Source organism: Acinetobacter sp. NIPH 2699 (assembly GCF_022549355.1).
Lineage (GTDB): Bacteria > Pseudomonadota > Gammaproteobacteria > Pseudomonadales > Moraxellaceae > Acinetobacter.
On sequence record NZ_JAKZGL010000017.1, the window covers coordinates 1 to 14,723 of the forward strand.

At 39.9% G+C, this 14,723-nt stretch carries 18 protein-coding genes; 8 read left to right on the top strand and 10 right to left on the bottom strand.

The genetic code is table 11. The features are described 5' to 3' along the window. Window positions 1–612: 612 nt before the first annotated feature. Window positions 613–2,607, top strand: a complete 1,995-nt coding sequence (locus tag MMP72_RS13790) for an Ig-like domain-containing protein (protein WP_241318311.1) — start codon at window positions 613–615, stop codon at window positions 2,605–2,607. A gap of 60 nt (window positions 2,608–2,667) precedes the next feature. Here MMP72_RS13790 and MMP72_RS13795 read toward each other — a convergent pair whose 3' ends face one another. Beyond that, a complete protein-coding gene (locus MMP72_RS13795) occupies window positions 2,668–3,003 on the bottom strand; it encodes a TIGR01244 family sulfur transferase (RefSeq protein WP_241318189.1) in 336 nt (111 codons plus the stop codon). 123 nt (window positions 3,004–3,126) lie between these two features. Between MMP72_RS13795 and MMP72_RS13800 the strand changes: the two genes are divergently transcribed. The 4 genes from MMP72_RS13800 (at window position 3,127) to MMP72_RS13815 (ending at window position 5,426) form a co-directional block, all read left to right on the top strand. Further along, window positions 3,127–4,023, top strand: a complete 897-nt coding sequence (locus MMP72_RS13800; RefSeq protein ID WP_241318191.1) for an alpha/beta hydrolase — start codon at window positions 3,127–3,129, stop codon at window positions 4,021–4,023. Next, window positions 4,024–4,452, top strand: a complete 429-nt coding sequence (gene trxC, locus MMP72_RS13805) for a thioredoxin TrxC (RefSeq protein WP_241318193.1) — start codon at window positions 4,024–4,026, stop codon at window positions 4,450–4,452. It abuts the gene before it with no gap. 10 nt (window positions 4,453–4,462) lie between these two features. After that, on the top strand, window positions 4,463–4,879 hold the full coding sequence (locus MMP72_RS13810) for an acyl-CoA thioesterase (protein ID WP_241318194.1): 417 nt from the start codon (window positions 4,463–4,465) through the stop codon (window positions 4,877–4,879). Window positions 4,880–4,946: 67 nt separating this feature from the next. Further along, entirely contained in the window at window positions 4,947–5,426 is a 480-nt protein-coding gene (locus MMP72_RS13815) for a GAF domain-containing protein (protein ID WP_241318196.1), read from the top strand. Window positions 5,427–5,487: 61 nt separating this feature from the next. On the opposite strand, the gene MMP72_RS13820 is transcribed toward MMP72_RS13815, so the two are convergent. Beyond that, window positions 5,488–5,982 carry a DUF4442 domain-containing protein gene (locus MMP72_RS13820; RefSeq protein WP_005198679.1) on the bottom strand — a complete coding sequence of 165 codons (495 nt, stop codon included), beginning with the start codon at window positions 5,980–5,982 and terminating at the stop codon, window positions 5,488–5,490. 14 nt (window positions 5,983–5,996) lie between these two features. Further along, entirely contained in the window at window positions 5,997–6,485 is a 489-nt protein-coding gene (locus MMP72_RS13825; protein ID WP_130163112.1) for a YajQ family cyclic di-GMP-binding protein, read from the bottom strand. A gap of 90 nt (window positions 6,486–6,575) precedes the next feature. Here MMP72_RS13825 and MMP72_RS13830 point away from each other — a divergent pair, with 90 nt between their 5' ends. After that, window positions 6,576–6,890, top strand: coding sequence for a rhodanese-like domain-containing protein (locus MMP72_RS13830; protein WP_241318197.1), 315 nt, complete (start codon window positions 6,576–6,578; stop codon window positions 6,888–6,890). Between the two features lie 77 nt (window positions 6,891–6,967). Here the strand turns inward: MMP72_RS13830 and mnmC are convergent, their stop codons facing one another. The 4 genes from mnmC to MMP72_RS13850 are packed head-to-tail and all read right to left on the bottom strand — an operon-like array spanning window position 6,968 to window position 10,249. Next, complete coding sequence (mnmC, locus tag MMP72_RS13835) at window positions 6,968–8,887, bottom strand: FAD-dependent 5-carboxymethylaminomethyl-2-thiouridine(34) oxidoreductase MnmC (protein ID WP_241318199.1); 1,920 nt, start codon at window positions 8,885–8,887, stop codon at window positions 6,968–6,970. A gap of 18 nt (window positions 8,888–8,905) precedes the next feature. Further along, entirely contained in the window at window positions 8,906–9,307 is a 402-nt protein-coding gene (locus MMP72_RS13840; protein WP_241318201.1) for a hypothetical protein, read from the bottom strand. A gap of 3 nt (window positions 9,308–9,310) precedes the next feature. Beyond that, window positions 9,311–9,613 carry a YciI family protein gene (locus MMP72_RS13845; protein WP_241318204.1) on the bottom strand — a complete coding sequence of 101 codons (303 nt, stop codon included), beginning with the start codon at window positions 9,611–9,613 and terminating at the stop codon, window positions 9,311–9,313. A gap of 24 nt (window positions 9,614–9,637) precedes the next feature. Further along, window positions 9,638–10,249, bottom strand: coding sequence for a septation protein IspZ (locus MMP72_RS13850; protein WP_241318206.1), 612 nt, complete (start codon window positions 10,247–10,249; stop codon window positions 9,638–9,640). 45 nt (window positions 10,250–10,294) lie between these two features. Between MMP72_RS13850 and MMP72_RS13855 the strand changes: the two genes are divergently transcribed. After that, on the top strand, window positions 10,295–11,152 hold the full coding sequence (locus MMP72_RS13855) for a PHP domain-containing protein (RefSeq protein ID WP_241318208.1): 858 nt from the start codon (window positions 10,295–10,297) through the stop codon (window positions 11,150–11,152). Here MMP72_RS13855 and MMP72_RS13860 read toward each other — a convergent pair. Then, entirely contained in the window at window positions 11,144–12,055 is a 912-nt protein-coding gene (locus MMP72_RS13860; protein WP_241318210.1) for a bestrophin family protein, read from the bottom strand. The genes MMP72_RS13855 and MMP72_RS13860 overlap by 9 nt on opposite strands. 44 nt (window positions 12,056–12,099) lie before the next feature. Beyond that, entirely contained in the window at window positions 12,100–12,834 is a 735-nt protein-coding gene (radC, locus tag MMP72_RS13865; RefSeq protein WP_241318212.1) for a DNA repair protein RadC, read from the bottom strand. Window positions 12,835–12,949: 115 nt separating this feature from the next. Between radC and coaBC the strand changes: the two genes are divergently transcribed. Next, entirely contained in the window at window positions 12,950–14,206 is a 1,257-nt protein-coding gene (gene coaBC / locus MMP72_RS13870) for a bifunctional phosphopantothenoylcysteine decarboxylase/phosphopantothenate--cysteine ligase CoaBC (RefSeq protein ID WP_241318214.1), read from the top strand. A gap of 31 nt (window positions 14,207–14,237) precedes the next feature. On the opposite strand, the gene MMP72_RS13875 is transcribed toward coaBC, so the two are convergent. Next, window positions 14,238–14,720 carry a DUF4184 family protein gene (locus MMP72_RS13875; protein WP_241318216.1) on the bottom strand — a complete coding sequence of 161 codons (483 nt, stop codon included), beginning with the start codon at window positions 14,718–14,720 and terminating at the stop codon, window positions 14,238–14,240. Between the last annotated feature and the right edge of the window lie 3 nt (window positions 14,721–14,723).

Sequence of the window (14,723 nt, forward strand, 5' to 3'; positions counted from 1 at the left end):
TCCCTTCCCGAACTCAGAAGTGAAACCTCTTCGCGCTGATGGTAGTGTGGCACTTGCCATGTGAGAGTAAGTCATCGCCAGCTTTTAATTCTAAACACCCCAGTCTCGAGAGAGGTTGGGGTGTTTCTTTATTGTATGTGGTTTAAAATCATAGAACTTTAGAAGCTCATAACGTTGCTGAGATCACCAATTATATTTTAATATCGGATTTGAATGCCTAAAAAATCATGTCATGGGCATAATCTTGATTCGGTAAAGAATGGCTTGAATAGCGTTTCTTAAATTTTGTTTGATGATTGAATTTTACTTACTCGCTATTTTTATATAAATAAGTGCCAATAGATCCTAATATGATAAGTCTACTTGCATCAACTTTAGGTCAAGAATTTGAACTCATCAATATATTTTCTATTTTTGGGATACTTGGATAAAGATTGTAAATGTAGTTCTCTTTTTACTTTAAAATATTGATTGGATTCACTTTAATAGTTTTTACTTAAAGATAAAGTATATTTACATAAAACAGATATTATGGTTACATTAAGCATATTTTTTATAATTAAAAAATCTTACCCTATTGCGGGTTTTGATTGGGGGCATAAAGGAATGATGATGAATAAAAAACAACTTACACTTAGGTTGTCAGCAATTACTATTTCGATCTTACTTGCAAGCTGTGGTGGCGGTGGAAGTAAAGGGTACTATAATAATGATAGTGGTTCTAATCCTGGTAATGGAAATGGCGGTGGTAGCGTAGAAACACCTTTATCAGAAGTGAATATAAGTGTTCTTCAACTCCTTAATACAAATGGTGATCCTACACAAGTCATTACTGTAAATGGTGCGATTGCTAAAGTAAGGGTAACCAATGCTAAAGGTGAAGGTATTAGTGGTGCTTTAGTGACATTCTCAGGCGATGGTATTACTTTTGGAACATCAAATGCTTCTGTTTTAACTAATGCTGATGGTGAAGCGAGTATTGCTGTACAGCCTACTGATGCGAATGCAACAGGTGCATATCAAATTTCAGCTATAGCAAATTATCAAGATGGAATTGCCAGTACAGCCCCTTACAATTTCCAGTTACAGGCAGCGAATATTGATTTAGTGGGTATGGTATTAACGACTTCGTCTTTAGAGTCTGGAGCATCAACTAATGTCACACTTAAAACGCAGGATAAAGATACCAGTGTTAATCAAAATAACGTCACGGTTAATTTTACTGCTAGTTGCGGTACGTTTGAACCTGCAACAGTTGTATCTTCAAATCAAGGTGATGTAACAACTTCTTATACTGCAATTGGTACAAATGGTCGGTTGTGTGAAGATGCACATACGATTACAGCAACGATTGGTAATACAGGTGTTACTCGAACACTTCCAGTGACAATTGCAGCAGTCAAACCAAATTCGATTGTTTATACTTCTGGTGATGTAACGCTGTTAGGAATTGAAAGCAGTGGTTCAGCATCATCAGGACAGATTGAGTTTACACTTTATGCAAATGGTGTTGTGGCAGCAGATAAAGAGGTTAACATTGAGCTAATTGATGCACCAGAAGATTTAAGTTTTGTTTCTTTAGGAAATCGTGATAAGAAAACAGTAAAAAGCAATTCTTCTGGTAAGGTATTTGTAAATCTTTATCCAGGCAATAAACCAGGTCCCGTAGAAATTAGAGCAACTTTGGCATCTGATACAAATATTACGGCATTATCTAAAGGTGTTGCGGTTGCGACAGGACGAGTCACTCAAAGTGGTTTAAGTTTATCTGTATCTAAGAACTCATTGCAAAATAGAATAGATGGTGATGAAGCAACCATTACGGCTAGAATGGTAGACCGTAATGGTAACCCTGTACCTAATGGCACGGTAATTAGTTTCGTTACCGAAGGTGGTAGTATTACACCAAATTGTGCATCATCTAATGGTTCGTGTTCTGTGACTTTAACAACACAAGATCCTCGTCCCTTAGATAATCGTGTAACAGTTTTGGCTTATGTCGAGGGTGATAAGTCTTATATTGATAAAAATGGTAACAATGTCTATGATGAAGGTATTGATGAGCTTGTCAGTAATATTGGTGATTTCTTCTTAGATAAGAATGAAAATAATACATATGATGCAAATGATGGCGAATATATTTATAGACGTAATGCAGGTACAGCAGCTTGTGCCGCATCAACTTTTAAACAGCCAAATATTGCAGGTACATGTAATACTAAATTAGGTGCTACCCTTCGTGAGCAATTAGTTTTTGCTTTTGCAGAGAATACACCAACGTTTACTAATGAGAAAGCAAGTGGAAACTTATTATCTTTTAATATGTATGGAAATAGCCAGTTAAGTGTTCCAATGCCATCAGGTACAACTATTAGCGTGACAGCAGAAGACAATACAGAGAATAGTAAGTCTTGTTCAGCAGAGTTAATGACAGGTAGTTCACCTGTGGCTAGTGTATTTAATTTTTTAACCTCATCAACATTTAGAGGAAATAGCCAAACGTATTATGGTTATCGTCTTAAAGATTGTTTTGTAGGGGATGAATTCAAAATATCTGTATCTGCACCTGATGGTAAGGTTTCGACTATTTTTGTTGATTACCAATAATAAATTAAACCTATTATAAAAACAGTGCTACGGCACTGTTTTTTATATATTAATTACCGATTAATCATCTAACAAATCCATTTGCTTAGCCAATTGATATAAATTATTTGAACGATTTCCTGTACGACAAAACATTAAGATTGGTTTTGGAAGTTCATTGTAGTGGTTTGCAAAAGTGCGAACATCAAGCTCTGTAATTTGACCTGCAACTACGGGTTGATAAACATAATCTAGCCCTGCATTACGTGCAGCTTCTTCAATTTGAGCACTACTTGGTTGTTCAGGGCCACCTTCCATATCTGGGCGATTATTAATAATCGATTTGAAACCTTTCTCAACCACTTGTTCGACATGCTCTGGTCCGATTTGACCTGCAAAACCAATATTCTCTGACATCTTGTCACTCCAAAAACAAACAAAACATTTTATGCTCTATCATAGCATTAAGCTTAATGTTGAGTTTAAATGTCTATAGTAAATAAACGATGAACCTAAAAAAGATAACGTAATGGAGCGCGCATGCACACCTACACCGTTGAGCCGTTGTATGTTCCAAGTGGTGATGAAACGATCGCTGCAGATTTTTATCTTCCTAAGGCAAATATTAAACCCGCTGTTATTTTGATGGCGCATGGCTTTGCAGGATTACGTCAATTTAAATTGATTCAGTATGCGCAACGTTTTGCTCAAGCTGGCTATGCCGTTATTCTATTTGACTATCGTTATTGGGGTGGAAGCACAGGAAAACCGCGTGAATTGGTTTCATTAAGTGCTCAGTTAGATGATTGGAAAACAATGATTCAGCATGCATCTAACTGCAAATTAATTGATAGTCGACGCATTGTTCTTTGGGGAACATCACTCAGTGGTGGTTATGCACTGAGTTTGGCGAGTGATCTCAAGAATATTCAAGCTGTGATGGTGCAGGTACCGTATGTCGATGGTGCGGAGACGGCCAAGCATTATCCACTACAACGCTATCCTGAGGCTTTAAAGCGCTCTAGTCAGGACTATATGGGCTCAAAGATGGGGTTAGTGCCTAAAACGTTGCCTGTTGTTGATCAATATAGCCTGTGTTTTTTACCAACTTCAGATAGTTATTATGGTTATTATTCGATTGTAAATCCTGATTATTACTGGAGTGGCGAGGTGCCTGCCCGGGTATTTTTCAATTTAATGCGTTATCGTCCTATTCAGTTCGTACGTAAGATTAATATCCCAGTTTTATTTATCGCAGCAAAGCATGATACATTGATTCCGCTTCAGTCCAGTCGTGAGGCTGCAACCAATATTGCTCCTTTTGTGAGCTACCATGAGTGGGATATGAAGCATTTTGATGTTTATCATGGATCTTGGTTTGAAAAAGCAGTCACAACCCAATTAGAATTTTTACATCAACATATTGGAGTGATGTAAATGATGATCGTCTGTGCATCCTGTGGTGCAAAAAATCGTGTACCTGAAGAAAAATTAGCTGTTCATCCCAATTGTGGCCAGTGTCATCAGGCATTGTTGCCTCAAGTACCTATTGAATTAAATGAACAAAATTTTAGTCACTTTATCAGCAATACTGATTTACCCGTTTTAATTGATCTATGGGCGGAGTGGTGTGGACCTTGTAAAATGATGGCACCACATTTCGCCCAAGTTGCTAAACATAACCCGTATGTGATTTTTGCTAAGATTGATACTGAAGCAAATCCTCGTTTAAGTGCTGCATTTAATGTTCGGAGTATTCCGACGCTGGTCTTAATGAATAAAACTACGGAGTTAGCAAGAATTAGCGGTGCATTGCGTACGCCTGAGTTACAGCAATGGTTAGATCAACAATTACAGCAACATTAAGAGAATGAACATGACGGAACACGTGAATCATCCAGAAGGCATTTTATCACTGCAAAATATTGCGATGCCAGCGGATACCAACTGGAGTGGTGATGTTTTCGGGGGCTGGATCGTGTCCCAAATGGATTTAGCTGGTGCGATTCATGTTGAGCGTTTTAGTAAAGGTCGTTGTGCGACGATTGCAATTAATCAGATGACTTTTCTTGTTCCCGTAAAAGTGGGCAATGTCATTAGTTGCTATACCAAAATTCTGAAAGTAGGCAATAGCTCGGTACAGGTACAAATTGAGGTGTGGAATAGTCACGATGATTCTCGTGAGCCAGTGCGGATTACCGAAGGGGTATTTACTTTTGTTGCTGTTGATGTGAATGGCAATAAACGTGTGATCTCTGATGAGATTAAACAAGCATTTATCGCAACTGCATAAAGTCAAACAGCATTATTGTTATAGTTAATCATTCTTATACAATATTTTTATTTGGAATATAGAGACGATGGCTGAAGAACTTGTTTTACAGCAGGGTCATAAAGTTGAGCAATACCAAAGTTTAATTCCACAGATTCAAGCGATTGTTGATGGTGAATCTGATGTGATCGCCAATCTCGCTAATATTTGTGCTGCATTAAAACAGCAATTTGATTGGCTATGGATTGGTTTTTATCTGGTGAAAGACAAGGAGTTGGTGTTAGGACCATTTCAAGGCCCGATCGCCTGCACGCGTATTGCAAAAGGTCGTGGTGTGTGTGGAACAGCATGGCAACAACAGCAAGTGATGATTGTGCCAGATGTGGATCAATTTCCAGGGCATATTGCCTGTAGTTCTGCTTCAAAGTCTGAAATTGTATTGCCGATCATTAAACAGGGTGAATGCATAGGGGTTTTGGATATTGATAGTGATGCGCTTAATCAATTTGATGAGATTGATACGGAATATCTCAAGCAACTCATTACCATTATTGAAAAATTTGTGTAGCGAATATTGAAATAAAGAAAGCCCAAATCAATTTGGGCTTTCTTTTTCATCATTCAAAAAACTATTTTTTACGTTTTGGCAACCAAGCCCAAAGCATTTGGCATTGGATTGGTTCATTTCCTGCATCATCAATGACGGTGACTGGAATCAATAACTCGCCTTTTTCATTCTCAGCAATAAACTTTTGTTGATCAGCTGATAATGTTGCAGTCGCTGTTAAGCCACCCTGAGCAACTTTTAAATAATCGACATGTAATGATTTGATCAGCAAAATGCGACTATCTGGTACATGTAGACCTGTTAAAAAGCCCGTTGCCGTTTCAGCCAATAATGCCATTGCTGCTGCATGAACACCTTTAATATGATTTTGCATATTACGTTGGTTTTCAATACGAACAGTCACATGATCTTTATCCACTTCTAAATAGCGAATATTTGCTGTTCCCACCATTGGAACAACACGACCAAAAGCTTTGCTCCATAATGTGCTACGGATGCCTTTAGGAAACTTAGACGTGGTTTTAACCAGCGTATAAAGACGGTTATCTTTTGCCATAGTGAACCTATTGCTTAGTCTTTGAAATTGTTAAATTGGAGTGGTAGACCAAATTGTTGTTCACGTAAAAAGTTCATGACTTGTTGCAAAGTATCGCGCTTTTTATCTGTGACACGGATTTTGTCTCCTTGGATAGAAGATTGCGCTTTGATGCCACTTTCTTTAATGGCTTTATTAATTTTTTTTGCGGTATCTGAGTCAAGTCCATCTTTCAGCTTGATAACTTGAACCACATTTTTACCAGAAGCAGTGGCTTTTTGAGGATCTAATGCTTGTACGTCAACCTTGCGTTTATAGAAATGGTTTTCGAGCATGCTATACACTTGTTCGCACTGGAAATCACTTTCAGTTGAGATTTTGATTTCCTTATTTTTTTCATTTAGCTCAATAGAAACATCCTGTCCACGAAAGTCAAAACGTGTCGCAATCTCTTTTTGAGTGTTTTGTACAGCATGATTGACTTCAAATAACTCTAATTCAGAAACAATATCAAAAGAAGGCATAGTTAGACCTTTACAAAGGGAAAGAATATTTGAGATGCTAAGGGGGTTTTCTTCATTTGCCAAGTGTTGTTTACATCAAAGGAGTGCACAATGATCCGTAAACAAGAAATAACAACTTTTGAGTTCCCTGAGGGCGCAGTCATTTGGGATGTCCGAGATACCAAAGCGTATACAGAGGCTCATGTCAAAGGGGCGATTAATTGTCCAATTGCTGAAATAACTGCGGATAGTTTGACTCAAGTTGCAGCGGATCAGCCGATTTATATTTTATGTGGTGGTGGTAGTAAAGCGCCACGAGCAGCAGAACTGCTAGACGGTTTAGATGGTTCTCGTGAGTATGTAGTATTAATGGGGGGCACACGTGCAGCGCGTGATGCCGGCTTACCTTTAGAGCAAGGTGCTTAAATCCCGTAAAAATTTGCCAAAATACGGAGGTATTTTGGCAAATTCAAAGAATCAAACTATATATCAATTATTTAAAATCATACTTTAGCCGAATAATACGGCTTTTTTGCTTTTACTTTCTTTTGGAAACGTTGCGGATTGAGTTTATCCAATAAATGTTGTGGAATTGGGCAAAGTTCGCCTAAAACCAATGCAGCCAAAACTTCACTGCACAGTGGTGCAAACAAGAAACCTTTAGAACCTAAACCTGCAAAGGTATAGATCTCATTATTATTTTGTATTTTTCCGACTAAAGGAAAATAATCCAGACTTTGAGCACGTACAGATGCACGGCCTTGCCATGTATCAACTGATGCAAGCTGCTGTGCATATTCAGGAAAGACACTGTGGATAAGTTCGTAGTTATGCACATGGTCGTCGGGCAGAACGTTTGAATCATCTCGATTTGGATAAAATGATGCGCCCAAGAGCAACTGTGACGCATTCAATTGCATGCAATAACCACCATAACTATAGGCTTGATCAAGGGGTAATGGTTGATTGCTATTCTCTAACCAACTCACTTGCCCACGAATTGGTTTTAATACAGGGTACTTTTCAAAGAGTTCAGCACTTTGTTTGGCACAACATACAATCACATGATCAGCCGTTGTGATCAGGTTTTGATCTTGCCATAGCTCTGTTTGGGCAGTTGCTGGTTTCAAGGCTGAGATTTTTGCAATTTTTAATTCGATATTGGGATGCTGCAAAATTTCATCACGGAGTTGATGGGGCGAAACCGCACCTGCTTGCTGTAAGGTTAAACTGGAAAATGCTGTTTGGGGAATAACAATAACCTCATGTGAAGCATGCGCAGATAAGACCGTTTCAGGATATTGCTCGGCCAGTCCCAGTAATTCTTCTGGATTCTTCAATGCAATTTGTTGAACCTGAATTGGTCTAAATGCTTTGAAACGTGGATAAAAATTCAAAGCATGTTGCCAGCTCAACGTCATCAAGTGTTCATGCGCTTGCTCAATTGGGCATAGTTTTGGATTCAGCAGGGCCAGAGGATTGCCAGATGCGCCCGAGAGTGGCTCATTTTGCTCATAGATCGTGACTTTATGGCCGCGTTGAGCAAATGCCCATGCGCTACTTAAACCAGCGATTCCTGCGCCAATGATGGCGATTTTCCGCTGTGTGATTGTTGCTTTTGATGCAGACTGTGGTGTTGCAACATTTTCTTCCGCATTTAGTACGGGTATATCAGTTTGTGACGCAACATCAAGCCAAATAGCTTTTAGCATTTCTCGTTTATGACCAAAACCACGTGGACGGCTGATGTGTATACCATGCTGTTTGAGTCCACGCTTCAGTACGCCCGCAACGCTAAATGAGGCGAAGGTGGTTCCTACGTCAGATAAACGGACAATATGATTGAGTACATTTTCTTGCCACATGTCTGGATTGCATGAGGGAGCGAAACCATCCAGAAACCATGCATTGACGGCTTGGGTTTTAGCAATACTTGGGAAAATGTCCTGAGCGTCGCCTAACCATAAATCAATGCTAAAGCGTTCTTCTGGGAAACAGAGACGATGACAACCTGCAATAGGCAATGGATATTGCTCAATTAGCTTCTCGGCCAGCGGTTGTAGCTCTGTCCAAACATTGAGGGCACGGATGAGATCAGCTTTGCTGAGAGGGAATTTTTCGACACTGATGGCATGTAAATGGCTGTGATTCTCTGGGCGAATTTGTCGCCAAAGTTGCCATAACGCTAAAATATTGAGCCCTGTACCAAAGCCTGTTTCACCCACGCAAAAGTATTGATAATCGTTGAGTTGGGAGAGACGCTCGCTTAGATCATTGCCATTTAAAAAGACATGGCGTGTTTCTAATAAGCCATTATCTTTGGAAAAGTAGACATCGCCGAATTGTTTAGAAATGGGAACTTCAATACCGTCGATGAGTTCCCAGTCTAGTGCTGCTGTTTGTAGTTTAGATGACTCAGACATAAATAAATGTGTTGTGGTTTACCACTGGCGACGACGTTTAGTATAAACATAACTCGCGATAAAAAAGCCAAGAATGACACCGACCGCAATGGTCATCGCACCGTAGAGGAACATTTGCGCACTACGTTCGCTTTGCAAAACTTGGACTTGCACGGTTAAATTGTCATTTTTTAACTGTAATTCTTGGTTTTGAGTCAGTGCTTCAAGATTGGCATGTTCAAGTTGTTTTAAACGACTGGCTTGATCTTGAATGAGAGCTTTGTTTTTTGCTTCTTGTTGCTGTTTGGCTTTGGCAATTTGTTCTGCTGTCAATGGCTTGGTTACTGCGCTTGTGGTAGTTTGAACCGCTGATGATTCAACAGCCCAAACACTAGAAGTGAGTAAACATAGAGCAAATAAGCTTTGGAATGCAATACGCATGGTTTACCCTTTTGGAAACGCTTTATTAAAAGGTTTTACATCAATCTTGGCGTAAATCCCTTCTTTTAAAAAAGGTTCTTCTTCAATCCACGCATCAAGTGTTTCACGACTATCAAATTCAACAATGATGGTGCTGCCAATAAAGCCTGCTTGTAAGTCATCAGGGTCTTTGGGATGCGCGCCAGCAGTAATTAAACGTCCTTCATCATCCAATTTTTGTAGTCGAGCTACATGTTGTGGACGAGTTGCTAGACGTTTCTCCAACGTACCTTCACGATCAGTACAAGTCAGTACAAAATAGGGCATAGCAGTTGCTCAATGATTTAAAATCTAGTCAGTGGTTTTAAAATGTTTTCGTAAGCAAAATAGTATAACAGCAAGGTAACTGAGCGACACGATAATATCGCCAAAAGCGGTAAATTCTCCCCAGTATTTTCCTTGTAAGAACATAAAACCAAAGAAGAAATGCAAAGCAGCTAACAAAAAGAACTGACCACACCACGCCCAGTTCAAGCGCATCCAACCTTTTTGACTTAACTCTAATACTGAACCGAGAATTTTTTGAATAATGGGCATACGTTCTTTGTTGAACAATGGCGTAACCAAAAAGCCGATACCGATACCGACATTGATAATGACTGCTTTCATTTTGATATAAGTGACATCACTGAAAACCAATGTGATTCCACCAAAAATGACCGACATAACCACGATAAACCATTGCATCTTTTCCAGTTTAAATTTTTGGAAAATGAACAGACAGCCGTAAACGACCAGTGTGGAAATGAGTAAGGCGCAGGTTGCAACAAGAATATGATTCTGATCGGTATTTCCAGCACTACCCACTAACTCTAATAATGGGTGATGACTATCTTTTGGATCGGTGGTTTTATAAAAATAAAAGAAGATAATAATCGGAAGATAGTCGAGCAACGCTTTCATGTTACAGTACGGCAATGAAATAGGTCAGATAGCATAATACAAACCATGTTCGGTGTCGATTTACATACCCATAGTCTAATTTCAGATGGTACTTTGTCTCCAGAACAATTGGTGCAGGCTGCCGTAGATGTAAAAGTTCATACCTTGGCTTTAACTGATCATGACACCATGGATGGGTTAGCTCGCGCTCGAAAGTATGCTCAAGATCATGATATTCAGATTGTTTCTGGTGTGGAAGTCTCTAGTCAATGGTCGAGAGAGAATACCAAAAAGAGTTATGGTGTCCATATTGTTGCGCTGAATATGCAAGACGCAACACCTATACAAATCATGCTTGAGAAGCAGAAAAAAATACGTGCTGAGCGAGCAAAGGCGATCTGTAGCTTATTAGAGAAATGTATAGGTTTTGATATTTATCCCGATGTGATTGCAAAAGTAGATGGGCAGGCGGATCGAGTGACACGAACGCATATTGCAAAAACACTGGTAGAAAAAAATATTGTCAGTCGTCCACAGCAAGCATTTGACCGCTTTTTAAAAGAAGGGAAAAAAGCTTTTGTAAAATTTGATGGTGTGGGCTTAAAAGAAACCATTGAGGTGATTCATGCCAGTCAAGGCTTTGCTGTTTTGGCACATCCGACACGGTATGATTTATCTGCGACCAATATTCGTTACTTGATTGAATTATTTGCGACCTTGGGTGGCGATGCGGTTGAATTACCCGCGAGTAGTGAGCCACTTTCTACGCGGCAAATGGTGGATCGAATGATTCAGCAGTTTGATCTGGCTGTTTCCATTGGCAGTGATTTTCATGGTGAAAATATGCCTTGGATTAAGCTTGGGCAAACGCCGCGAGTGCATGAAGGGCAGCGAGGCGTTTGGGAAAGTTTTAAATTACAATAAATTATGATCATGTGCCTGAATCGGTGGTGGTGTCGGACGACCGAGTGTACCGAGTAATTCAATTTCAATATTTCGAACCATGGCATCGAGTGGTAGATCATTACTTTGTGTGCCAAAAGGCTCTTCAATTTCGCTGCTCAATGCATCTAAACCCAAAAAGGTATAAGCCAAGATTCCAACCAGAAGTGGTGTCACTAGACCCAATAATGAACCTAAGCTAAAGGGCAACATCACACAGAAGAAATACACGGTACGATTCAATAATACTGAATAAGCAAAAGGAATCGGGGTATTGGCAATACGATCACAGCCTGTTTGCATTTCACTTAATGCGACAACATGCTGATTCATTTGCGTATAAATAATATCTGAGATCTCACCTTCTTTGAGTGCTTGTAAAAGCTCCCATTGAATTAGGCTCAGTGTGTATTGTGGCGCATTATGTTGTTGGTAGAGCTGCGTGAGTGCTTGTTGGCTTAAGCCGCTGGTTTCAGTCAACTCCGTTGGATTGGCAGTTTGGTGGCGTAAGCGATCTCGCAGCACATTCGCAAATACAATCACGTTTTGAATGACGCGTTCACGTCGTGCTTGGGTGAGGACGCGACAATCTCGATCAAAATGTCGAGCTGTGGCAATCAGAACACCCCATAGTTTGCGTGCTTCCCACCAACGTTCATAACAGGCGCTGTTCTTAAAGCCTAAGAAAATGGAAAGAACAACACCGATCAGCGTAAAGCCAACCAAAGGAATCTCTGGAAAACGAAATAACTGCACATATTCAACACCGCCAATAATGGCAGAGATGAGCATAACGAATCCGAGTGAAGGTAAAATTTTGGGTAAAATCGTCCCACGCCATGAAAATAAAACTTTAAAAATACTTGGCTGGTCACGAACAATCATGTTATTGGGATCATTAATTTTATCTGTTGATGTTCACGTTTGCTTTAACCTTTGTCAAGACGAGATTGTGTGATTTTAATAGGGTTGAGTAGTTGTTGTTCAGAAAATGAAAAATAGCCATCTGCTGAAATAATAAAGTGATCAATCAAGTTGATTTCAAGCAATTTACAGGCTTGTTTGAGTTGTTGCGTGAGGTAAATATCCTCTTGAGACGGTTGCGCGACGCCATTGGGATGATTGTGAGCAACCACGATTTGGCAGGCTTGTTGTTGTAATGCATAACGTAAGGTTTGATTCAGTGAAACACTACATGTGTGATGCGAGCCAAAAAATAGTTTTTTAAAATGCAACTTTCTTAATTCAGCATCTAAACACAATACGGCAAACACTTCTTGTTTTTCACCTTGCAGTTCATAACGTAAATAATCGAGTACGAGGTTTGAGTTGTCTAAACAGAGTCGTTGTTGATGAAAATGGTTATTTAGATAACGCCGTCCAAGCTCTTTTACTGCCATGAGTTGTGCATATTTGGTTGAGGCAATGCCATTAAATTGTGACAAGTCTTCAAGTGAGGCATCAAAAATTGGGTTTAAGCCACCAAAATGTTGTATCAAAATACGAGAAAGTTCGACCGCAGAATGTTGCTTCGAGCCTGAGCGTAAAAAGATTGCAAGCAGTTCTGCATCGGATAAACTTTGTGCCCCTTGAAGTAATAAACGTTCTCTTGGTCGTTCTTGTTCTGGCCATGCTTTGATGGACTGTTTAATCGATTGATTCATTGTTGAGTTCACTTTGATTTTATTGTGTTTATGACTTTTTTAAAAACCCATCACTTGGGTCTGATCGTATTTAATGCTATTGTGAGCGCCACTGCAACAGTAAGGTATCCTGTTTGTGAGCTTCGATCTAAGTGTTATTCCCCACAAAAACATTATATTAGCGGTCACGGGTGGCATTGCAGCCTATAAAAGTGCCATTTTAGTACGTCGTTTAAAAGACTTTGGTTTTGATGTCCGCGTGGTCATGACACATGGCGCACAAGCTTTTATTACGCCTTTGACCTTCCAAGCACTTTCTGGAAATCCAGTGCATACTGAATTATTAAATCCAGAGGCTGAAGCAGGTATGGGACATATTGAGTTGGCTCGTTGGGCTGATTTGATTTTAGTTGCGCCCGCAAGCTGTGACAGCATTGCAAAATTTGCCCATGGTTTGGCTGATGACTTGCTCAGTACCTTGTATTTAGCGACTAAAGCACCTGTTTGGGTTGCACCCGCAATGAATCAGCAAATGTGGGCTGCAAAAGCGACACAGCGTAATCTACAAACTCTGGTTGAAGATGGCGTGCATGTGATTATGCCTGATGCAGGTGAACAAGCATGTGGTGATGTTGGTTTGGGGCGTATGCCTGAGCCAGAAGATTTAGCTCGTCAAGTAGCAGCTTACTTCCATAAAGCACAGCGTGCGATTGCAGAGAAGTTTGGTTTACTGGCTGGTAAGCGAGTTACTGTTACAGCAGGCCCAACTCGTGAAGCAATTGATCCCGTTCGTTATATTTCAAATCACAGTACAGGTAAAATGGGCTTTGCTCTCGCAGCAGCATGTTACGCGGCAGGGGCAAAAGTCACCTTGGTTGCTGGTCCTGTGAGTTTAGATACACCCAATGGTGTACAACGGATTAATGTCAGCTCTGCCACGCAAATGTTAGATGTCAGTATGAATCAACTGAAAGAGGGCTGTGATATCTTTATTGCCACCGCTGCGGTTGCGGACTATCGTGTGGCGCAAGTGGCGGAACATAAGATTAAAAAAGCAGGGGATGAACTTGCAGTTGCTTTAGTCAAAAACCCTGATATTGTGGCGACCATTGCGCAACAACAACAACGTCCATTTATGGTGGGTTTTGCGGCAGAAACACAAAATGTTGAAGAATATGCCGCAGGTAAGCTGGTTGCGAAAAAACTGGATATGATTGCCTGTAATGATGTGTCACGTCCAGATATTGGTTTTGCTTCTGATGAAAATGCTATGACCGTATTCTTTGCCCAGTCTTACCACATGAAAAAGCGTGAGTTAGAAAAAGCATCTAAGCAGGAAATTTCTCAGCAGTTGGTTGAATCGATTGCCGATGCATTACGTCGCCGTTTGTAAACAAACATAAGAGGGTGTATTTTACACCCCCTTATTTTTTGTATCTAGAAAGATAAAGCCAAGATATACCCCCAAAAATCGCAGTGAAAATACAGCTATAAAAAATGAGAGAATAGGGAATAAGATGGAGTAATGGATTCTTCAAAATCCACGGATAAAAGAAATAAACATCGTGATGCATAAAAGCATCTAATAAAATATGACTAAAACTACCGATATATGCACTCATTGCTGCTGTTTTCCATGAAATTTTCCAATCTCTATATTTTAGAATAGATCTTAGTATCCATTGGCTTATCGGTTTACCGATGAGTAATGCCATGCCTCCAATCAGGGTTGCTCCTAATAGGTTGTGCGTGTAGATGTGTAGATATTGCCAGCCATAAATTAGACCAAGTAAGGGCTCAATATCCATTAAGATCTGTGTGCCACCAAAAATCATAAAGCTAAAGCGCTGTTGTGCTACCGCTTTACAGCAAGCACCAACGCCTAAGTGTAATGGTGTAAAGGGCATTAT